This window comes from Robertmurraya sp. DFI.2.37 (genome assembly GCF_029211245.1).
Taxonomy (GTDB): domain Bacteria; phylum Bacillota; class Bacilli; order Bacillales; family Cytobacillaceae; genus Robertmurraya; species Robertmurraya methanolica_A.
This window is the reverse complement of the sequence record NZ_JARGEJ010000043.1, coordinates 1-20393: the sequence shown is the minus strand read 5'-3', so window position 1 is coordinate 20393 and position 20393 is coordinate 1. Positions and strand designations below refer to the sequence as shown.

Below are 20393 nucleotides of genomic sequence, written 5' to 3'. Positions count from 1 at the left end.
CACTTCACCTTAACATTCCCGTCGATGACATGGAATTCCTCTCATTTTAACTTTTATGTGTCATACTAATTCGATCTATTAGATAACTTTATTACTATTTCTATCATTATTTTAGTAAAATATTCGAAATTTTGCCATGAATATGTTGTGATTTTGTCACAATTTCGTTATACTTTGAATGAACTTTATAGTGTTTACCAGAGTATAGACAAAGTCAATAAATAAAATCAGTCACCTTCAGGCTGATTGAAAACGTTTGTTTTTCGAGGAGCGAAGCCTTGAGATGAGCGGAGTTACCATGGAGGTAATGAGCACCGGACAAGGCGAGCAACGAAGAAAGCGAGCGTTTGTCAACAACCTGAGTGTTTCCTTATTATTAACATGGAAACTTCGATTTTAATAGACAAATAGGTTTGACATCAAATGGATCATTCAATTAGCACTTATTTTGGCTTCAACAAGAAATCAACAATAGAGATGCATAAAGGGGATATTCAAAATGAAAAATCTAGTGATTTTAGGTGGAGGTTACGGGGGTATGAGAATCCTTTCTCGTCTCTTGCCAAATGAACTGCCAGAAAACATATCCATCACCTTAATCGATCGCACACCGTATCACTGCCTTAAAACAGAGTATTATGCTCTTGCAGCAGGGACCATCTCAGATCAACACATCCGCGTTCCTTTCCCTGAGCACCCAAGATTGAACATTCAATATGGCGAGGTTACTGAAATCAATCTTCAAGAAAATAAGGTTCTTTTAAAAGACAGCGAAGCGATTTCTTATGATGATTTAGTTATCGGGTTAGGCTGTGAGGATAAATATCACAATGTTCCTGGAGCACAAGAGTACACCTACAGCATTCAAACAATTGAAAAATCTCGCCAAACATATCAGGCTCTTAACAATTTGGCACCAGGTTCAGTCGTTAGCATTGTCGGTGCAGGGTTAAGCGGAGTTGAATTAGCTAGCGAACTCAACGAAAGTCGCCCAGATCTAAAGATTAAACTTTTTGATCGGGGAAACCATATTCTTTCCGCATTTCCTGTTCGTCTTAGCACGTATGTTGAAAATTGGTTTGATAATCATAATGTTGAGATCGTCAATAATTCTAACATCACAAGAGTTGAAGAAGGGATTCTATATAATCATCACGAGCCGATTCAAAGTGACATTATCGTGTGGACTGCGGGCATTCAGCCAAACAAAATTGTCCAGAATATGAATGTCGAAAAAGATCGTCAAGGTCGCATTGTCTTAACTCCTCATCACAATATTCCTGGAAATGAGCATGTCTATGTCGTCGGTGATTGCGCCAGCCTCCCACACGCACCAAGCGCACAGCTTGCAGAAGGTCAGGCAGAACAAATCGTCGACATTTTATTAAAGCGTTGGAATAACCAAGAACTTCCTGACGAACTACCAACTATTAAACTAAAGGGTGTCCTTGGTTCTCTCGGTAAAAAGCACGGTTTTGGTTTAGTTGCTGATCGCCCTATAACAGGAAGAGTCGCACGACTATTAAAATCCGGGATTCTATGGATGTATAAATACCATAAAGGATGAGTCTTTAAAGGCACTGTTCTCATGGAAAAGAACAGCGCCTTTTAATATGCCTAAGAACTTGCTTCTTCCTTATATCCATATTTTTCCATAGTTGCAAATATCGTTTTTAAACGTGGATTCCCTTCACCTACAACCTCGTCTTCAATCAAAACAACTGGGTAAAACATGTCCTCGTCTACTACTCTTTTAGCGAAATCCTTTCTTTCCTCATCCTCTGGTGGATTATAAATATCAACATATGAGATTTGAAATTCCTGATTTGGAAATTTTCTACTTACTGCCGCTTCCAACCACTCAAACGTTTCCCTTGATGATGGCAGATTCACACAGCTTGGGCACAGCTGTTCCGCACCGTATACGACGATGTCAACATTTTTTTTCACCATGTCAGTTCCCCCCTTGTTACTTAAGAATATTCTACAATAAGGAGTTCCGTTAGTAAATTTTCACTACTCAATAGCCGATCTCGTCATGTCCTTCGAAGGCTGATTACGATTGAGAATGTTGCCGCTCTAACAGAGAATACAATGTGAATGACCTCTTTTTGGAAATGCTGAATATTGGATTTCATCCTTTTTCAATAGATTTTTTATGAAAGAGAGATTATAATAAGTATTAAGAAAGGAGCGATTAAGATGGCAGAGCAAATGTTTGAACAAGTTCAAGATGTATTAGATAAATTACGTCCATTCCTTCTTCGTGACGGTGGGGACTGTGAATTAGTAGATGTAGAAGACGGTATTGTGAAATTACGTTTATTAGGTGCGTGTGGTTCTTGCCCAAGTTCTACAATCACTTTAAAAGCTGGTATTGAGCGTGCACTTTTAGAGGAAGTACCTGGTGTAATAGAAGTTGAACAAGTATTCTAAAATCAATTTCCAAAAAAGCGATCTCGAGTCCGAGATCGCTTTTTTTACATTATACGCATTTTTGTACCTTTACTCTGCTGCCTTGCTGATCGATTTTCAACCTGCGGTAGCTCATATTTGAATCCCACTTCTGAAAAACATCAAGAAGTTTTTCACTTTTACCTTTTTCAGAACAACAAATAACAGTCGGACCAGCTCCACTTAAAGCTACCCCAAATGCTCCAGAAGCAAGCGCTATTTCCTCAATTTCATTTAAATGAGGAACAAGCTTTCTCCGATAAGGCTGATGATACAGATCCCTTTGCATCATCTTTCCTGCTAACGCGTAGTCTTTTTTTAGAAGTGCTGCTACTAGGACATTGGCGATCGCTCCAGCCCGTACTGCCTCAGAATAGGGGAGTTGCGCTGGAAGTACGTTACGTGAGTCTTTCGTTAGAAGCTCTAATTTGGGAATAATAGCAATCAACTCAAGTTCAATCGTGTGTTCGACAATAGCAACAACTTCATCATCCATTTGACTTCCGATCACGAGCCCACCGAAAAGAGAAGCTCCAACATTATCAGGATGACCCTCAATTTCAGTTGCCAGTCTAAATTTTTCATCCTCGGTCAACCCCAACTTGCCCATAACGTTCGCCAGCTCAATCCCTGCAATAATGGCTGCAGCACTGGAGCCTAATCCACGTGCTAATGGAATCTCACTTGCCATCCTCACTTTACAACAAGGTAAACTTTTTTGAAAAAGCTCGGCTGTCTGTAAGGCGATTTGAATAATATAATTGCTTTCGTCAGTTGGAAAAACGTTTAATTCCTCTGATTCCATTATGATTTCCCAGCTATCTGCTCGTTCAACCTCTAATGTCAAATATAAATTAAGTGCCAATCCTAGTGAATCAAAGCCTGGCCCCAGATTAGCCGTGCTTCCAGGCACTCGGATCTGGACCATGTCATATTCATTCATGAATGGACCACTCCCCGAATGTGGCGTGCCACAGCCTCCTCATCGTTTGGAAGTAGGACAGGCTTAATCGTACTAAATTCAATCGCCGTATTTGGATCTTTTAAACCATTTCCTGTCAAAATGGCTACGATCTTGCTTCCTTTAGCGATTTTTCCGTTTTCAATATGCTTATATACTCCTGCTAATGATGCACATGAGCCAGGTTCAGCAAAAACACCTTCCGTACTGGCAATTTTCTTATAAGCTGCAATAATTTCCTCGTCGCTAACCTCATCAATCACTCCAGCTGATTCTTCCGCCGCAGCTGTGGCAAGATGCCAGCTCGCTGGATTTCCAATGCGAATGGCGGTCGCTATCGTTTCAGGATTTTCAAAAATTCGGTTATGAACGATCGCCGCAGCCCCTGCTGCTTCAAAGCCATGCATTTTTGGCAATCCTGTCTTTTTAACTTCATGATATTCTTTAAAACCCTTCCAGTACGCGCTAATATTGCCTGCATTTCCTACAGGGATTGCTAGAATATCAGGGGCTATGCCACCAAGCTGATCACATATTTCGAACGCACCTGTTTTTTGTCCTTCTAAACGGTATGGATTGACTGAATTAACAAGGGTGACTGGTTCCTTTTCACTAATATTGCGCACCATTTTCAATGCTTCATCAAAGTTACCTTCAATCGAAATAATTTCCGCTCCATACATGACTGCTTGCGCAAGTTTCCCCATCGCAATCTTGCCCTCTGGAATGACGACGATGCATCTCATTCCTGCTCTTGCAGCATAAGCAGCCGCAGCTGCTGATGTATTCCCCGTGGAGGCACAAATAACCGTGTCGCTTCCCTCTTCTTTTGCTTTTGCAACTGCCATCACCATTCCTCGATCCTTAAAAGAACCGGTTGGATTCGTTCCCTCCGTTTTTACATATAACTCGACTCCCCACTCAGCTGAAAGTCTATCAAGCTTGATAAGAGGTGTATTTCCTTCGTTCAAGGTCAATTTTGGTGTTTGTTCGTTTACTGGTAAAAACTCTTGATATTCTTCTATTAAACCTTTCCACCTCATGAATGGCCATTCCCTTCTACGCGATATGAACTCTTGATTTGGTGAACTGATGGTAATACTTCTAATTGAGCTAGGATGCCTTCAAAATCCTCTAGGGAAGTTGAATGCGTCACGATGACGATTTCTGACAAACCTTTTTCCTTCACTGGTAGTTGCAATATTTTCTCAAAACTCACGCCGCGTTCTGAAAAAAGTGCCGTAATATTTGCAAGCACGCCAACTTTATCAGTAACATGAAATCGCAAAAAATACTTTGAAAGAATTTCATGCGGAGCTTTTAATTTCTTTTCATATTGCGGTGAGATAATACTTTTCCCATTCACACCCAGCACCATGTTTTTAAGGACGACAACTAAATCTGAAACAATCGATGTCGCCGTCGGAAGGCTTCCGGCACCTGGTCCATAAAACATCGTTTCACCGACCGCTTCACCATACACATAAACAGCATTATACTCATCGTTCACAGACGATAAAGGGTGGTTATCCGCCAGTAAAGTCGGCTGTACACTAACCTCAACCTTATCATCTTCAATTTGAGCAATCCCAATCAACTTCATTGTGTAACCAAGCTGTTTGGCATATTGAAGATCCCTTTCCGTAATCGTCGTAATCCCTTGAACCTTTACATCGTCTAGGTCAATTTTCATTGAGAAGCCGAGCGTCGCCAAAATGGCCATTTTCCTAGCAGCATCTAATCCTTCCACATCCGAGGTCGGATCTGCTTCAGCATAGCCTAATTGCTGAGCCTCTTTTAATACATCTTCATATGCACTGCCCTGCTTGCTCATTTTCGTCAAAATGAAATTTGTTGTTCCATTGACTATTCCCATCATCTTCGTAATATGGTCAGAGGATAATCCATCTACCAAACTTCGTAAAATAGGAATTCCACCGGCAACGCTTGCTTCATAAAAAAGATCACAACCATTCTCCATAGCAACCGATAGCAGTTCCGAACCGTGAAGAGCCATTAAATCTTTATTTGCAGTCACAACATGTTTCTTATTTTTAAGAGCTTGAATAAGAGAGTTTTTTGTTTCTTCGATACCACCCATCACTTCAATTACAACATCAATTTCGGGGCTGTTAATAATATCCTCAATATTTGTTGTCAAAAGAGTAGGCTCAATGGTAACTGCTCTTTCCTTTTTCAGATCCTTTACAAGTACTTTTTTAATTTGAATCGGCCGTCCAATTTGGTGCATTAGCTTTTCCTGATGATTTTCAATAATTTGCACCACACCAGAACCGACTGTTCCAAGCCCTAATAATCCAATCGCTATTGGTTCCATTTCGATCCCCTTCCTGTTGTGTTCATTCCGAGAAAACAATTGTTTTTATATAGTAGACATTATAGAGGGAGTTGAGCTATTTTACAATATAATTTTTAAATCAATTGTTTAATAAGAAAAATAACGGTGATAAAATCTTAAAACCAAGTATACTCCAAATTTTCTTGATTAACATAATTTTCTTAATCTTTTTTAGGGAAATTTCACACACTTTCTCCTATTTCAGTCAAATCTCACTAGTGACCAAAATAAAGCTGACATGCTTAAACGTTTTTAATCCCAATCAACAAGTCCTGCGTTCAATTAAGCGCTTATCTAATTTTTTATCATCATTACAACACTGCAAGAAAGCCTCGCCTGCACTTACTGTTTTAAGCATATCGATCACATACCATACTTGCCTTTTTCATTGACTATGACGCGCAGCTAATTTTTGTGTGACCGAAAAATTCGATCACTTCTATAGCATCAAGCAACGCTTCAAGCTTTGCGTATCATTTAATTTTGTGATCTAACAATAAAAACTGCACGCAAACTCGATTTTATCGGGTGCATGCAGTCTGAGCCCAAACTCATTAACTTGGGGCTTTTTCCAACTACCGTTATTTATTTGTTCCACTCATTATTAACAAGTGTTTTAGGAGCTTGTCCTGAAAGAATTGCATCAATATTATCAAGGCAAAGATGGATCATGTTCAATCTTGTCTCGACCGTTGCACTGCCAATATGGGGAATTGCAACAACATTGGACAATGTTAATAATGGATGTGTTTGATCGATTGGTTCTTTCGCAAATACATCCAATCCTGCTGCGGCAATGTCTCCGTCCATTAGCGCAGCATAGAGGTCCTCTTCATTAACCACAGGTCCACGTGATGCATTAATAAAAATTGCCGATTTTTTCATGCGGCGAAAAACGTCACGGGTAAATAGATTTTTCGTTTCTTCTGTCAATGGTGTTAAGCAAACAACGAAATCTGAACGCTCAATCAGTTGTTCAAACGAACAATATGTAGCACCTAACTCCTTTTCAACATCGCTTTTTCTTGAACGATTATGGTACAATATCTCCATTTCAAAACCGGTTGCTCTTTTCGCCACAGCAGAGCCAATGCTCCCCATACCTACAATTCCTATTGTTTTATGATGAATATCATGTCCAGCAAGAAGAAGCGGGCTCCAGCTTTTCCATTGACCAGCTTTAATAAATTCCGCCCCTTCAACGATTCTCCGTGCAGTTGCCATCAATAGTGCAAAGGTTAAATCAGCAGTTGCATCCGTTAAAACATCCGGAGTATTACAAATGGCAACTCCACGCTTTGTTGCAGCCTCGACATTCACATTATCATAGCCTACTGCCAAGTTCGCGACAACCTTTAAACGGGTTCCTACACTCAGCAACTCTTCATCAATTTGATCTGACAACATAGTTAATAGAGCATCTGCTCTTTCAGCTTCTTCTAATAAAAGGGAACGGGGAACACCCACGTCCTCTTTCTCCCACATTTTCACATCATATTTAGCCCGCAATCTTTCTACTGCTTCATCTGGTAATTTTCTTGTTATAAAAACATACGGTTTCATCTGCTGCTCCTTTTTCCTCTTGTTTATTTTCTAAAAGTTTTTCACCCTCTAGAAAAGATTTCTATCCTTATTATACTTTTTTATCATGGGCTACTCCAAGTATTCCTATAAAAAAGTTATGATAAGAATTTAGGAAAAGAGAACGAACTATTTCGCTAGCCATTCCACTATTGGAATCTGATAGCGCCGAATGGGCGCTCCTGCAAGTCGATAAAAATCCCGGAGGAACTCTTCATAATCTTGTGATTGTGCTAAAATTTTCCTTAATCTTTCCTCTTGCACAAGCTTTACTTGCTCAGATGGATTAATATAATATTCCTCGACACAATCCATATAATGAAGGGGGAATAAAAGTCTAGAAAAAAGCAATCTCCAGGAAAATGAAGAAAGGGTTGATACGCTGGCATAATCTTGATAGAACTGACGTACATCAGGTTCATATGTTTTGATATTTTGGAAATACCGTTCCCTCGTCCATTCGGCTAAATCCCTTGCACAATGATCGAATACCCAATCAAAAGGATTTCTCAGCGCCCCATTTTCTCCCCAAGTTCTTGGAGAAAAATGAAGGTGACAAACGGTGCCGCTATCAACCGCTAATGGCTCATCATCTTGCTCAGTATCACTTAAATATTGAATCGCATTTTCCGCAAGTCCCATATAATAGGGAAAGGATTCAATAAACATTCTTACAAATTCGTTTTCTGGTGATTGAAACAACTGCTCATTCCAGACTCGCTCCATCTGATCCAATCTCTGCTCCCAAAAGGATTTCCACATTCCAATCCTACTAATGCTCTTTACTTCAAAGGGGACTGCCCTACCGCGATAATGAAATTTAGCTAATTTTCTTCCGACACGTCCCATTCTTTTTTCAGTTGCACCTGTTCGCAATACACAATAGCGCTGATTTTCTAAATCAACAAATGATTGGCCGTCATTCGTTTTAAGAAATTGGCAAACTGAGGAATCACCATAATTCACAAGATGCAGGGCTAATTGTTCAAGTTCGATCAAGCTCGCTTCTTCCATATTTGTAACTGGTACAAGGAAATACAGATTTTGTTGATCCCGACAGGCATCATATGGACCCAGTTTAAATTGTTCTTGTATACTAATTCCATAATACTGTTGAATAATCTGTTGAAGCACCTTTTTCACCTACCGCTTCTTATGTCCTTATGAAATGTATATGTCTGCACTCTTGGAATATTGTTTTTTTGTTTGCTTTTGCTTGATTTATGCAAAATAGATGATGAAATGCTATCATTAGTTTATGTCACTGTATTTCGTCCTTCATTATAGAAGGTACCGATGATAAAACCGAAAATAGTGCATATCCTAATTTTAATAAGAATCACGTAAGTAACTCGAAAAATGCACGCCCAAGTGAATGGTCCATTATTTGCCTTCCAAATCGAACATTTGGGCACTGAACCGCATAATATTTTTAAAAAGGGTGAATCAAATGTCTGAAGAAAAAAATGTTGATATTGTTGAGGAAACGGCAAGAAGGTGGTTACTAGAAAGAGGAGTAAAAATTCAGGACATCGCGGATCTCGTTTTTTACCTCCAAGAAAAATATCACCCTAATTTACAAATGGAGGATTGCATTGAAAATGTTGAAAGGGTACTCTCAAAAAGAGAGGTCCAAAATGCAATCATAACTGGAATCCAGCTAGATATGTTAGCAGATAAAGGTTTATTAGAAGAACCGCTTCAGTCCATACTTGCAACAGACGAAAGCCTTTATGGTGTCGATGAAATTTTAGCTTTTTCGATTGTGAATGTGTACGGTTCAATTGGCTTTACTAATTACGGCTTCATTGACAAAATGAAACCTGGCATACTAGGTAAGCTCAATGATAAATCTACTGGGAAATGTCATACTTTCCTTGATGATATCGTTGGAGCTATTGCAGCTGCTGCCTCAAGCCGCTTGGCTCATCGTGCTGCCAATACAGAATGAATGTACAAAAAAAGGCGGGGACTGCCCGCCTTTTTGGTTTTCGCTGATATATTTCGGTTTCTGCTGATATATTGGATTTTCCGCTGATATATTTCGATTTTCGCCGATAAATTTCGGTTTTCGCTGATATATTTCGATTTTCGCCGATATATTTCGATTTTCGCCGATATATTTCGATTTTCGCCGATATATTTCGTTTTCCGCTGATATATTTTAGTTATCCCGATATTTCAAAATGAACGCCAAGATTGGATAACACTCTTCTTATTTGAAATCCCATTCTGCTAGAGAATCAACTATATAGGTAGGCTTTACTTTAATAGATGGAAGATGTTCCTTTTTCGTTACACCGGTATGAACTAATAATGTATCCATACCAGCATTTATTCCTGCTAATATGTCGGTATCGTAATTGTCTCCTACCATGATCGTCTCTTCTTTAGTAGTACCAAGGACAGCAAGTGCCTGCTCCATTATGATCGATTCAGGCTTCCCAATGAAAACAGGTTGAGTTTGTGTCGATACAGTGATCACTGAGGTAAGTGAGCCATTACCAGGAAGCAGACCTCTCTCTGTCGGAATGGCAATGTCACCGTTTGTCGATATGAATGTAGCGCCATTTCGAACCGCCAAACAAGCGACAGCTAACTTTTCATAACTAATCTCCCGATCGATTCCCACTACGACAACATCAGCATTCTCTTCAGCTAAGCGAAACCCTTTTTCAGCAATCGCAGTCTGAATCCCTTCTTCACCAATCACATATATGGATGCATCTTTATTAAGGTCGTAAATATAATTAGCCGTAGCTTGACTAGTTGTAAAAACTTGCTCATCCTCTGTCGGAATGGAAAACGCCCTCAGCTTTTCAGCCACTTGGGCAGGTGTTCGAGAAGAATTGTTCGTAACAAACAAATATGGGATATTTAAACTTTTGAGTTGCTTCACAAACTCAGCTGCTTCATGGATAAGCTCCGTTCCTTTATACATTGTTCCGTCTAGATCAATTAAATAGCCATTGTATTTTCTCAATTTATTTCACCCCTAAGAAGTATCCTTTTGATTGTCTCATTCGATTCTAAAAAACGCAAAAACGCTCCTACTAGAGCGTCTAGAATGTAGACAAAGTCATAATTAATGGCTAGCAGTTACTTCAGGCTGTATTGAAATCGTTTGACTTTCGAGGAACGAAGCCTTGGAGAGAGCGGTTTACCATAGAAGGTAATATGCATCGGAAAAGGCAATGCAACAAAGTAAGCAAGCGATTATCAACCGCCTGAACGTTCCCTGCTAGAGCATCTTTATCATTTGCCTTAATTTCGAAATGCCGAAACTGGTCCAAGTTCATTGAGCAAATATTGCTGTACATTTACTTTGAACTTTTTTAAAGTCTCTAACTCGTGCTGAAATACGTTTTGAAGGTCTTCATGGACAATTTCTGTATAATTCTGTACGAGCATCTTGCGATATGAAATAATCGCTTTTAACCCTTTGCTCATTTCAACAGAGATGACTTTTTCGTCCTCTAATATATCAATAATATCGTCATAACTCCCTGGATCTCGCATAATAAAACCATCGATCATTGCATTTCCAACATCCAATATTCCTTCCATAACCGTATGACACACACGTTCAAGCGCTGCTTTTTCAACGGCAGTCTTCCATTCTCTCTTTTCTTCAAAAAGGGATAATTGTTGATCAACAAATGCCAATATGCTTTCGATTTTCTCTCGGTCAACAAAATACATCTGTTTCAATCCTTTCATCAATAAACAATATTAACTTGATGCTAAGCTCTTTTGGAGGGATTCTGGTCTCGCAAAAAAATAACCTTGAGCAAGGTCGACATTATTACGTAATAAGACCGATGCCTCCTCAGCGTTTTCAATTCCTTCTGCCACAACAAGGGAACCAGTTTCTTTTGCCACTAATAACAGTCCCTTTAGCATGGATTCCTTGACTGAATTTTTATCAATATCTTGAATGACAGAGCGATCAATTTTGATAATATCTGGCATAATCGCACTTATCGTATTCAAACTAGCATAACCTGACCCCGTATCATCTACTGCAATTTGAAAACCAATGCACCGCAATGCCTTAATATTATCTAATAGCAGTTCAATTCCCTCAATTGAATCACGTTCGGTTATCTCTATCGTAATTTGACTCGGCGGTATATTTTTGTAGCGCTCCAACAGTTTATTCAAGTCGCGAATAAAAGTCTGATTGCCCAAAGAAAGCGGAGTGAAATTAACAAAAATAGCATGCTTGCACGCTGTTTTTTGAATTTGTTCAAAGGTCTTTTCGAGTACGATCATTTCTAAATCATATAAATAGTCTGTCTGTCTTGCAACTGAAAACAAGGTTAGCGGGCTTTCATAAGCAGTACCCCTTGGTCCACGCGTTAACATTTCCCATGCTCTCACAACCTTTGATTCAACATCGATAATCGGTTGCGCTAAAAGTCTGATTTCTTTTTTAGAGACAATCTTTCGAATCATATATAACATTTCGTTAAATTCAGAGTCGACTCGCTTCTCAGCCATTGCCAAGGCCTGCTGATGAGCCTTGTAAATTGCTTCCTGGATCGAATAATGTTTCTTTTCAATAAACATGTAGCCAGATTCAAATTCTGGTTGAACGCAAGGAAATGATAGAGATAGCCTCTGCTCAACTTCCTTTATCACTTTACTCATTGCTGCATCAATTTCAAACACACAGCCCCGATTCTGGTCAACCTTTAAAAACAGTGTAAATCCGTCACTATAGTGATCGTGGAGGACTAACACATCCTCATCACTTAGCTCTTGTTGCACGACCCTACGAAAGGAGAACTTCAATTCTTTAATAAAAGTTCGATAATAGTCTTCTCCAAGCAGACCGTGCAACTCCTTCAAATTGTTGATGTTGAACACTAGTATAGCAACTTCGCATCCTTGTTTAAAAGCCATTTTGACCCCTTCAACAACAGGATTTCTAACAATAAATTGTGGAGGAAAATAACGCAGCCTCTTAAATGGCAAAATAATTCTTGTCCACTTCAGTACATTTGTACCAATATCTTTAAGGTGAGCCAATGGGATCAGTCCTCTCAAGTGTTCACATCGATGATAACGATATTGTAGCACAATTTTAGTATTGCGTATATTTCCCTTCTTTGTGAAACTCTACTATTTTTACAAAGAAGAAGCATTTAAAAGTTGTGATTCATTTGTCAAGAATAGCAATGTTGAACGACCTTTTTTTTGTTAAGATAGAGAAGTGAAATAAATTCACAATATACGGCACGATTGTGAATAAATTGTGAAATGTTGACATGCGAGTGGAGATGAGTTGAATGGAGGAAAGGCTTTGGAACGTGAGTTAGCACTAGAGATTGTTCGAGTAACCGAAGCGGCAGCATTAGCATCTGCCGGATGGATGGGAAGAGGGAAGAAAAACGAGGCAGACGAAGCAGCAACAAATGCTATGAGAAAAATGTTCGATTCCGTGAATATGGATGGAACCGTCGTCATTGGTGAAGGAGAACTGGACGAAGCTCCGATGCTTTATATCGGAGAACGACTAGGGACAAAAGCAGGACCAAAGGTGGATATCGCGGTTGATCCGTTAGAAGGGACAAGTATTGTAGCAAAGGGACATAATAACGCAATGGCTGTAATCGCGATTGCAGATAAAGGAACATTGCTCCATGCACCGGATATGTATATGGAAAAAATTGCGGTTGGCAAACAAGCTGCTGGGAAAATTAGCTTGCTTGATCCGATTGAAAAAACGATTGATATAGTAGCAAAAGCAAATAACAAGCGTGTTCAAGATCTCACCGTTATCATTCAAGAACGAGAACGCCATGAGCAATTGATCGAACGAATAAGAGCGAAGGGGTCTCGGGTCAAGCTTTTTGGTGACGGTGACGTAGGGGCAGCCATTGCCACAGCATTGCCGCAAACCGGAGTCGATTTATTCGTCGGAATTGGCGGAGCACCTGAAGGAGTAATTTCCGCCGCTGCCCTAAAAGCCCTTGGCGGAGATATGCAAGCACGATTAGTACCTCATTCTCCTGAAGAAGAACTGAGATGCATGAAGATGGGCTTAAAAGATCCACAACAATTATTATTACTACACGACTTAGTCTCAGGTGATGACGCAATCTTTGCAGCAACTGGAGTTTCTAACGGCGAGCTATTGAATGGGGTGCGTTTTCTCGGGGGCGATTTAGCTGAAACTGACTCGATTGTTATGCGCAGTAAAACAAAAACAGTTAGATACATTAAGACGCATCATCATCTTGAAAGTAAACCGCACTTACTCATGTTTACTTAATACGTAAAGCAAAGGAGGGGTATTATGTCAGAAAGGTTCTACTTATATAACGATTTAGTCGATACAAAGACTCGATTTGTAAGTTTTATGGGAGAAAACAATCGATTCGATTTAGCGATCGTTCAATCTGATCGTCATTATGGCAAACAAATCGTCCTTGATATGCAAGGAAGTCGCTATGCTATCATCGGTCCAGATGATTTGAAAGAAGAAGGTTATTTAGAGTATGCTTTCCAATTATCCGAGGAAGATGCGGAAGAATTAAGGCAGTTTTTATATGAAGTGATCTAACATTCATGAGGTTGTCGAAAATGACAGCCTCTTTTTTTGCCACTTCCACAGTACAAGACTGAAACAGCAAAAGTTACCTTTCCTTTCTGCAAATAATTCGTTAATACTACGAGAAAGGAGAGTGATTTAAAATGGCGCACAAGAGAAATGAACCATACCAAGACTTTTCCAATGTTGAGAAACAAAGAGAAGTTATAAATGCGGAAGAGTTTCCAGAAGGGCCTTTCGGATCGCCGTTTTCTCAGCAAAGACCAGTGCAAAATAAAGATGGTAACTGGCAAAAAGGGCAACGCTCTAACAGTGGTTTTACGTATGAAAATCGAACACTACATGAGGATACTCCAAGACAAATGGATGGTGCCCATCCTATCCACGATAAAGAGGATGAATAGAAAAAAGAGCGACCAGTGTGTTTTCACTGGAGCGCTCTTTACCCTTGAACTTTTCTTACAACAAAATAAGAACATCCAAAGTTACAAAATTCATAAATATATTCCGTCAATGTGCTGATTTTTGTATCAAAAGTAGCTTTTTGATTTTTATCGTCATAAAACCCTTTTAAGCGAAGTTGGCCATAGCCCCAATCACCAACTATATAATCGTATTTACTTAAAATATCACTATATCTGCCTTGAAAGGCCTCTTCGTTAAAACCTTCTCCTCTTTCCTCAATGATCTCGTAGCATAGATTATTGATGTAGATCAAACCCATCACCTCTTTTTGACACACTATGTTCTCATTATATACTGTCTACTGTCTTTTTCACAATAAGGGTATAAATTTGAACTAGATTAATTTACTAAGTGAAAAATTTCTACATTTGTTCATACTACAAATGTGGAGGTGTAGATGATGAAGAAACGTTCACTTATCGTTAGCATCGGTTTCCTGCTTTTAATAGCTGCCTGCAATAACGACTCAGCAGTAGAAGGGCTTTATAATGAAAGTGGAAATACGATTAATGTTAATGACCAACGTGCAGATATTTATAATGAAAATGGGAAAAATGAATCGGAAGATTTCGGCTATGTTCGCCATCAAAAAGCACCGATAACCGGGACAAATGTAGCAAATGATCACTATGCAGCAATGGATCGAGAAAAGACTGCTAATATCATTAGCAAGCTATGTACGGATATTCCTAATGTAGATGATGTCTCTACCCTTGTCACGGGAGAAGAAGTGATCATTGTTTATAAAACCGATTCTGATAATCGTAAGCAAAAAGCCGATCAAGTAAAAAAAACAGCGATGTCTGTCGTTCCACGTTGGTTTGATATTTTTGTCACCGATAATACTGCTTTACGGAAAAATGTCGAAAGCTTCGCAACGATGGACTCTGATAGTCGAAAAACCGAGTATGCCATTGATCAACTGATTAAAGAAGTAAAGAAATCACCTCAAGGACGATAGCAACAACAAAAGCGCAGGACCTGTTTTTCAAAACATTCGATTTTGTCAATGTGCAATAGTTACAGCACTTCTAGTTGCTTGTGCATCGATGGATCTATTTATTTTCATGCGTATCACTCGCTTTTTTTCCTAAAACGATAAAAAGAGTTCAGCTTCAAAGCCGAACTCTTTTTTTATCTATGCTTCTTTTGCTTGTTGCTCTGCAAGCATTTGCTTATGCTTCGTTGCTTCATTTACTTGCTCATCTGCATGGTATGAAGAACGAACCAGTGGACCTGCTTCACAATGGCTGAACCCTTTACTTAAAGCAATTTCTTTTAGCTCTTGGAACTCATCTGGATGATAATATTTAATTACTGGCAAATGCTTCTTAGTTGGCTGTAAATATTGACCAATCGTCATAATATCGACGTCATTAGCACGTAAGTCATCCATTGTTTCAATAATTTCTTCCTTCGTTTCCCCTAAACCAATCATTAAGCTCGATTTTGTCGGGATGTCTGGATTCATTTCTTTTGCACGCTTCAAAAATTGTAATGAACGCTCGTATTTTGCTCTGGCACGAACTCTTGGAGTTAATCTTCTAACAGTCTCAATATTATGGTTAAGGATATCTGGTTTTGCATTCATTAAGGTTTCCAGATTTTCATACACTCCGCCCATATCGGATGGGAGTACTTCAATACTTGTGAAAGGGCTTTTTCTACGTATTGCTCTAACAGTTTCAGCGAAAACAGCCGCTCCTCCATCCTTTAAATCATCACGTGCAACCGCAGTTACTACAACGTGCTTTAAATTCATAAGAGCAACAGAATCAGCGACTCTTTCTGGCTCTTGCCAATCGAGCTCTGTTGGTAGTCCTGTTTTTACAGCACAGAACCGACAAGCTCTTGTACATGTATCACCTAAAATCATGAAAGTTGCTGTTCGTCTTACAGCCCAGCATTCATGAATATTAGGGCATTTTGCTTCCTCACAAACTGTATGAAGGCTTTTTTCACGCATCATTTTTTTCAAGCCGGTATAATTCTCGTTTGTGTTCAGCTTTATTTTTAACCACTCAGGTTTACGTAATTGCTCCTGCTTCTGACTCAATTTCTACACCATCCCTTTAATGATTAGTGTTTATATGTACCAAAATTACTACTCATGTCACTTTATCATACTGAAAAGCATCAGACAAGAAAGTTGTTTTTATTGTCCTTTATTACCATTTATTGATATTTATTTATTCCAATCAATGTCACAAACTAAGTTATGTGAATCACTTGAAAGAAAGCAGCTTTGGAATTATTTCTAACTCCTTAGTTTTTAGGATAGACCATTTTTAAAGGAGGATACTTGTGCGCTATTTTCGATTAATTTTGCCCCTCATCCTATTTTTCCAGTTGATTAGCTTCAGTTCTGTTCAAGCAAAAGAAGAAGACGATATATATAAACAAAGAATGAATCTCTATAAAAGTGTTGAAGCCGTTACCAATATTCCTTGGTATTACATGGCCGCGATCGATCAGTACGAGCGCAATATTCGCAACGCAAGACGTGATCTCCCTGACACAGGTGGTATTATCGGTATTTATTTTAAACCTGAAGAGTGGGTCGGAATCTTAAATCCTAACCTTGAGGATCAAAACCCTACCTCAATCAAATTTTTCAATGGAATGGGCTATGACGGAAATGGTGATGGAAAAGCCGATATGAGTGACGATGAGGATGTCATCCATGCTTTTGCTCAATACCTTCTGACATACGGAGTTGATCATGACAATATAAAAATTGCCTTATGGGACTATTTTAAACGGGATAAAACGGTCGGAATCATCATTGACAAGGCGAAAATTTATAAGCATTTTGGCAGAATTGATCTGGAAGGCCATGCTTTCCCCGTTCCTTTAAGAAGCAATCATAGCTATAAAAATACATGGGGAGATGCCCGGGGCTGGGGCGGTCGAAGAATTCACGAAGGAACAGATATCTTTGCCGATTATGGGGTTCCAGTACGGGCAACATCCTATGGGATAGTTGAAATGAAAGGGTGGAACCGTTATGGCGGTTGGAGAGTCGGTATTCGTGACATTAATAACAACTATCATTATTTTGCACACTTAAGCGGATTTGCTAAAGACTTAAAGCTCGGACAAATTGTTGAGCCTGGCATGCCTATTGGCGGTGTAGGTAGCTCTGGTTATGGACCACCAGGAACATCAGGGAAATTTCCGCCTCACCTCCATTATGGAATGTATAAGGATAATGGCTATACTGAATGGTCGTTTGATCCGTATCCACACTTACGGCTTTGGGAAAGACAAGAACGGCAAAGGGCGAGAAAATAAAGGTTAATTTCCGGCAGCAAAAAATGGCAAAGAACATGATGTTCTTTGCCATCTTCGGTTTTGTTAATGTGAAAGTTGCATCGCAAGCTTATGGTTTAAAGCTTTGAAGGCGCGCCCATTTTTTTATCTTTGCTTAGCTTGCTTTGATTTGTTAACAGCGTGGAGTATACTTGCTCCCAAGCCTCCCCAAATAATGACCATTCCTAAAATCATCATCACAATTGAACTAACTGACATTATTTAGAGACCCCCTTTTGTTCAGGTAAAGTTAAAGACCCTTTTTGCCACTTAAATGCTGCAAAAATAAAGCCAATGATAATCGCTGCAACCGCTACTGCCCAACCAGAGTATAGAAGGAAGCTCGTTGGATATCCTTCATAATTATCCTTAATATTGGTAATGATATTTTGTATCATCATATATCCTAATACAATTGGAGTAATGATTCCTAAGCTTATTCTCCACCATGTTCCAACTTGAATGTCAGACATGCTATTTGCATGAGCTTGGAGATTTTTAAGTTCCTTAAATACCCAAGCGACGATGATAACTTCAACAAGGCCAGCAAGCGCAACACCAAATTGATTAATAAAATAATCTGCCGCATCTAAGAAGTTTAAGCCGCCTTTTGTTGCAAATAAGATTGAAATGATGGCTGCGAGCCCACCGCCAATCATGACTGACTTTGTACGAGAAACCTTAAACTTATCTTCCACCCCTGATACAAAGGTTTCAACAATCGAAATAAGTGAAGATAAACCAGCTAATGTTAAGCAAATAAAGAATAAGGAACCAAAGAAGCCATTAAAAGCAGGGAATTGATTAATAATTTCTGGGAATACTGCGAACGCTAATAAAACCCCACCTTTTACAACTTCATCAACCGGTACCCCTGCGTTGGCTGCCATAAATCCAAGGGCAGCAAATACGCCGATACCCGCCAATAATTCAACACTTGAGTTTGCCAAACCAGTAATAAAAGCATTATTTGTTATATCCGTTTTCTTTGGCAGATAACTAGAATACGTAACCATAATGGCGAAGGCAATCGATAAACTGAAGAAAATTTGCCCATATGCTGCTACCCAAACCTTTGGACTTGCAATTTGACTCCAATCTGGCTTGAAGAAAGCATCGAGACCAGCAGCAGCACCATCTAATGTCACAGCGCGAATAACTATAATTAGAAATAAAATAACAAGTGCAGGAATCATAATTCTATTCGCAACTTCAATTCCTTTTTTAATCCCTTTAACTAAAACACCGAGCGTAATGATCCAAACAATGACTAGTGGAATAAATACACCAGGGACAATGCCGCCAAATACTCCTGGATCTGCTACTTGGAGATAATCTCCTACGAGGAATCCGACCGTGTCATTTCCCCATTTTTGGTTTAAGGAAAAAATAGTATAAGATAATGCCCATGCAATAATAACTGCATAATAGGTTGCAATTACGAAAGAAATCGCAACTTGCCACCAGCCAAGCCACTCGGCTTTTTTATTCATTCTAGCAAATGATAACGGAGCAGAGCCACGATATTTATGACCGATCGTAAATTCCATGATTAGTAATGGAATCCCAGCTGTTATTAAGGCAAATAAATATGGGATAAAAAATGCTCCCCCACCGTTGTCATACGCTGTAGCAGGAAAACGCCAAATATTTCCTAGCCCTACAGCTGAACCGATTGCCGCTAAAATAAAGCCAGCTCTAGTCCCCCATTGCGGACGATTTTCCATAGTCCTTTCTACCTCCCATGACGAATCCATCCTTTTTCCCTAATTCAATGAAGAATGGAAACTTTTTATATTTTCAGATTATTTAATATAACTAAAGTTAGTATAGCTAGTTTTTTTCTCTCTGTCAAAACATTATTTTAGAAAAAATAAAAATTTTTTTTAAAAGAATGTTTTTTCTGCTAATTATTATATTAAAAAAGTGTTTACTCTATTAAACCTATTAAAATGATTCGTATTTTTAAAAAGTCTATTCTCAAATCGATAAAGTTATGTTATCTAATAGAATAATTTTAGACTGCCTTTCACATCAAACGGCAAGGCTGTAGAAAAAGCTGTTTCAAGCAGAAAAACTTCAACAAAATCGAGTAGGAGGATAATCATTAATTGATTATCCGACCTCTCACACCACCGTACGTACGGATCCGTATACGGCGGTTCAATTCTATACTAAACATGCACTTTCATGTAATGTTGTCGACTAGAGAGTAGTCCGAATTGGGCTAATCTCTTATTTGTTATAGTTGTGCTGAGTACCCATGAGTTAGCAATTCGAGCCGCACCTTTACTTGTGTGGCTGTTTTTATAGGCATTATATTTATCCATACCTAATTTAATAAGGTTTTTCTTGCGATTTTTCGCTGTTTTCCATTTCTTCCAGATACACATTCGCAATCTAAATCTTGTATGGGCATCTATCTTACCAAGCGCAGTCTTCATATAACCCACCCTGAAGTAATTGACCCATCCTCTTATTAACTGATTGATTCGCTCCACTTGATACTTTGTATCGACACTCCAATTCTTCCTTGTGAGTTGTTTAAGTTTGAACTTAAAACTTTCTAGGGATCTTTGATGTGGTCTTGCTTTATACAAATCAGCTCGATAGTCTTTAAAGAACCCGAACCCTAGGAACTTCATATCGGGGTCACTAGGCTTCGTTACTCTTGATTTTTCCACATTTACAATTAATCCTAG

Annotated in this window: 22 protein-coding genes; 8 read left to right on the top strand and 14 right to left on the bottom strand. The window is 39.0% G+C overall.

The window, feature by feature from the left end; translation table 11 throughout:
• Positions 1 to 499 precede the first annotated feature (499 nt).
• Positions 500 to 1567: an NAD(P)/FAD-dependent oxidoreductase gene (locus PZE06_RS18780; protein WP_275791852.1), complete on the top strand. Its 1068-nt coding sequence runs from the start codon at positions 500 to 502 to the stop codon at positions 1565 to 1567.
• A gap of 50 nt (positions 1568 to 1617) precedes the next feature.
• Here PZE06_RS18780 and PZE06_RS18775 read toward each other — a convergent pair whose 3' ends face one another.
• Positions 1618 to 1953, bottom strand: coding sequence for a YuzD family protein (locus PZE06_RS18775; RefSeq protein WP_275791851.1), 336 nt, complete (start codon positions 1951 to 1953; stop codon positions 1618 to 1620).
• A gap of 249 nt (positions 1954 to 2202) precedes the next feature.
• On the opposite strand from PZE06_RS18775, the gene PZE06_RS18770 reads away from it, so the two are divergent.
• Positions 2203 to 2436 carry a NifU family protein gene (locus tag PZE06_RS18770; RefSeq protein ID WP_275791850.1) on the top strand — a complete coding sequence of 78 codons (234 nt, stop codon included), beginning with the start codon at positions 2203 to 2205 and terminating at the stop codon, positions 2434 to 2436.
• 49 nt (positions 2437 to 2485) lie between these two features.
• Here the strand turns inward: PZE06_RS18770 and thrB are convergent, their stop codons facing one another.
• The 5 genes from thrB to yutH form a co-directional block, all read right to left on the bottom strand.
• Positions 2486 to 3397 carry a homoserine kinase gene (gene thrB, locus PZE06_RS18765; protein ID WP_275791849.1) on the bottom strand — a complete coding sequence of 304 codons (912 nt, stop codon included), beginning with the start codon at positions 3395 to 3397 and terminating at the stop codon, positions 2486 to 2488.
• Positions 3394 to 4458 carry a threonine synthase gene (gene thrC, locus PZE06_RS18760; RefSeq protein ID WP_275791848.1) on the bottom strand — a complete coding sequence of 355 codons (1065 nt, stop codon included), beginning with the start codon at positions 4456 to 4458 and terminating at the stop codon, positions 3394 to 3396. The genes thrB and thrC overlap by 4 nt, the downstream gene beginning before the upstream one ends.
• Complete coding sequence (locus PZE06_RS18755; RefSeq protein ID WP_275791847.1) at positions 4455 to 5753, bottom strand: homoserine dehydrogenase; 1299 nt, start codon at positions 5751 to 5753, stop codon at positions 4455 to 4457. The genes thrC and PZE06_RS18755 overlap by 4 nt, the downstream gene beginning before the upstream one ends.
• 606 nt (positions 5754 to 6359) lie before the next feature.
• Complete coding sequence (locus PZE06_RS18750; RefSeq protein WP_275791846.1) at positions 6360 to 7337, bottom strand: 2-hydroxyacid dehydrogenase; 978 nt, start codon at positions 7335 to 7337, stop codon at positions 6360 to 6362.
• Positions 7338 to 7484: 147 nt separating this feature from the next.
• Positions 7485 to 8498 carry a spore coat putative kinase YutH gene (yutH, locus tag PZE06_RS18745; RefSeq protein WP_309145451.1) on the bottom strand — a complete coding sequence of 338 codons (1014 nt, stop codon included), beginning with the start codon at positions 8496 to 8498 and terminating at the stop codon, positions 7485 to 7487.
• A 307-nt stretch (positions 8499 to 8805) separates the two neighbouring features.
• Between yutH and PZE06_RS18740 the strand changes: the two genes are divergently transcribed.
• A complete protein-coding gene (locus PZE06_RS18740) occupies positions 8806 to 9306 on the top strand; it encodes a phosphatidylglycerophosphatase A family protein (RefSeq protein ID WP_275791845.1) in 501 nt (166 codons plus the stop codon).
• Positions 9307 to 9570: 264 nt separating this feature from the next.
• Here the strand turns inward: PZE06_RS18740 and PZE06_RS18735 are convergent, their stop codons facing one another.
• From PZE06_RS18735 to PZE06_RS18725, 3 genes are all read right to left on the bottom strand, one after another.
• Positions 9571 to 10338: a TIGR01457 family HAD-type hydrolase gene (locus tag PZE06_RS18735; RefSeq protein ID WP_275791844.1), complete on the bottom strand. Its 768-nt coding sequence runs from the start codon at positions 10336 to 10338 to the stop codon at positions 9571 to 9573.
• A 281-nt stretch (positions 10339 to 10619) separates the two neighbouring features.
• Positions 10620 to 11057, bottom strand: coding sequence for a DUF86 domain-containing protein (locus PZE06_RS18730; protein ID WP_095311352.1), 438 nt, complete (start codon positions 11055 to 11057; stop codon positions 10620 to 10622).
• A gap of 30 nt (positions 11058 to 11087) precedes the next feature.
• Complete coding sequence (locus PZE06_RS18725; protein ID WP_275791843.1) at positions 11088 to 12389, bottom strand: EAL domain-containing protein; 1302 nt, start codon at positions 12387 to 12389, stop codon at positions 11088 to 11090.
• Positions 12390 to 12663: 274 nt separating this feature from the next.
• Between PZE06_RS18725 and glpX the strand changes: the two genes are divergently transcribed.
• The 3 genes from glpX (at position 12664) to PZE06_RS18710 (ending at position 14318) form a co-directional block, all read left to right on the top strand.
• Positions 12664 to 13635, top strand: a complete 972-nt coding sequence (gene glpX / locus PZE06_RS18720) for a class II fructose-bisphosphatase (RefSeq protein ID WP_095311356.1) — start codon at positions 12664 to 12666, stop codon at positions 13633 to 13635.
• Between the two features lie 24 nt (positions 13636 to 13659).
• The gene (locus PZE06_RS18715) at positions 13660 to 13926 is read left to right on the top strand and encodes a DUF3055 domain-containing protein (protein ID WP_095311358.1); all 267 of its coding nucleotides are present in this window, start codon (positions 13660 to 13662) and stop codon (positions 13924 to 13926) included.
• A gap of 131 nt (positions 13927 to 14057) precedes the next feature.
• Positions 14058 to 14318, top strand: a complete 261-nt coding sequence (locus PZE06_RS18710) for a hypothetical protein (protein WP_095311360.1) — start codon at positions 14058 to 14060, stop codon at positions 14316 to 14318.
• 38 nt (positions 14319 to 14356) lie between these two features.
• Here the strand turns inward: PZE06_RS18710 and PZE06_RS18705 are convergent, their stop codons facing one another.
• Positions 14357 to 14632, bottom strand: coding sequence for a YutD family protein (locus tag PZE06_RS18705; protein WP_095311361.1), 276 nt, complete (start codon positions 14630 to 14632; stop codon positions 14357 to 14359).
• A 144-nt stretch (positions 14633 to 14776) separates the two neighbouring features.
• Here PZE06_RS18705 and PZE06_RS18700 point away from each other — a divergent pair, with 144 nt between their 5' ends.
• Entirely contained in the window at positions 14777 to 15340 is a 564-nt protein-coding gene (locus PZE06_RS18700; RefSeq protein WP_275791842.1) for a YhcN/YlaJ family sporulation lipoprotein, read from the top strand.
• A gap of 177 nt (positions 15341 to 15517) precedes the next feature.
• Here PZE06_RS18700 and lipA read toward each other — a convergent pair whose 3' ends face one another.
• Complete coding sequence (gene lipA / locus PZE06_RS18695) at positions 15518 to 16435, bottom strand: lipoyl synthase (protein WP_275791841.1); 918 nt, start codon at positions 16433 to 16435, stop codon at positions 15518 to 15520.
• A gap of 248 nt (positions 16436 to 16683) precedes the next feature.
• Between lipA and PZE06_RS18690 the strand changes: the two genes are divergently transcribed.
• Positions 16684 to 17673, top strand: coding sequence for a M23 family metallopeptidase (locus PZE06_RS18690; protein WP_275791840.1), 990 nt, complete (start codon positions 16684 to 16686; stop codon positions 17671 to 17673).
• 123 nt (positions 17674 to 17796) lie between these two features.
• Here the strand turns inward: PZE06_RS18690 and PZE06_RS18685 are convergent, their stop codons facing one another.
• From PZE06_RS18685 to PZE06_RS18675, 3 genes are all read right to left on the bottom strand, one after another.
• Complete coding sequence (locus PZE06_RS18685; protein WP_275791839.1) at positions 17797 to 17910, bottom strand: methionine/alanine import family NSS transporter small subunit; 114 nt, start codon at positions 17908 to 17910, stop codon at positions 17797 to 17799.
• Positions 17910 to 19418, bottom strand: a complete 1509-nt coding sequence (locus PZE06_RS18680; RefSeq protein WP_275791838.1) for a sodium-dependent transporter — start codon at positions 19416 to 19418, stop codon at positions 17910 to 17912. Before PZE06_RS18680 ends, PZE06_RS18685 begins: the two co-directional genes overlap by 1 nt.
• Before the next feature lie 447 nt (positions 19419 to 19865).
• On the bottom strand, positions 19866 to 20393 hold a 528-nt coding region (locus PZE06_RS18675), incomplete at its 5' end, for a group II intron maturase-specific domain-containing protein (RefSeq protein ID WP_275791837.1).

Excerpts from the sequence above, each read along its gene's own strand:
- PZE06_RS18780 (WP_275791852.1), top strand. The coding sequence starts at position 500 with ATGAAAAATCTAGTGATTTTAGGTGGAGGTTACGGGGGTATGAGAATC.
- PZE06_RS18775 (WP_275791851.1), bottom strand. The coding sequence starts at position 1,953 with ATGGTGAAAAAAAATGTTGACATCGTCGTATACGGTGCGGAACAGCTG.
- PZE06_RS18770 (WP_275791850.1), top strand. The coding sequence starts at position 2,203 with ATGGCAGAGCAAATGTTTGAACAAGTTCAAGATGTATTAGATAAATTA.
- thrB (WP_275791849.1), bottom strand. The coding sequence starts at position 3,397 with ATGAATGAATATGACATGGTCCAGATCCGAGTGCCTGGAAGCACGGCT.
- thrC (WP_275791848.1), bottom strand. The coding sequence starts at position 4,458 with ATGAGGTGGAAAGGTTTAATAGAAGAATATCAAGAGTTTTTACCAGTA.
- PZE06_RS18755 (WP_275791847.1), bottom strand. The coding sequence starts at position 5,753 with ATGGAACCAATAGCGATTGGATTATTAGGGCTTGGAACAGTCGGTTCT.
- PZE06_RS18750 (WP_275791846.1), bottom strand. The coding sequence starts at position 7,337 with ATGAAACCGTATGTTTTTATAACAAGAAAATTACCAGATGAAGCAGTA.
- PZE06_RS18740 (WP_275791845.1), top strand. The coding sequence starts at position 8,806 with ATGTCTGAAGAAAAAAATGTTGATATTGTTGAGGAAACGGCAAGAAGG.
- PZE06_RS18730 (WP_095311352.1), bottom strand. The coding sequence starts at position 11,057 with ATGTATTTTGTTGACCGAGAGAAAATCGAAAGCATATTGGCATTTGTT.
- PZE06_RS18715 (WP_095311358.1), top strand. The coding sequence starts at position 13,660 with ATGTCAGAAAGGTTCTACTTATATAACGATTTAGTCGATACAAAGACT.
- PZE06_RS18710 (WP_095311360.1), top strand. The coding sequence starts at position 14,058 with ATGGCGCACAAGAGAAATGAACCATACCAAGACTTTTCCAATGTTGAG.
- PZE06_RS18700 (WP_275791842.1), top strand. The coding sequence starts at position 14,777 with ATGATGAAGAAACGTTCACTTATCGTTAGCATCGGTTTCCTGCTTTTA.
- PZE06_RS18685 (WP_275791839.1), bottom strand. The coding sequence starts at position 17,910 with ATGTCAGTTAGTTCAATTGTGATGATGATTTTAGGAATGGTCATTATT.
- PZE06_RS18680 (WP_275791838.1), bottom strand. The coding sequence starts at position 19,418 with ATGGAAAATCGTCCGCAATGGGGGACTAGAGCTGGCTTTATTTTAGCG.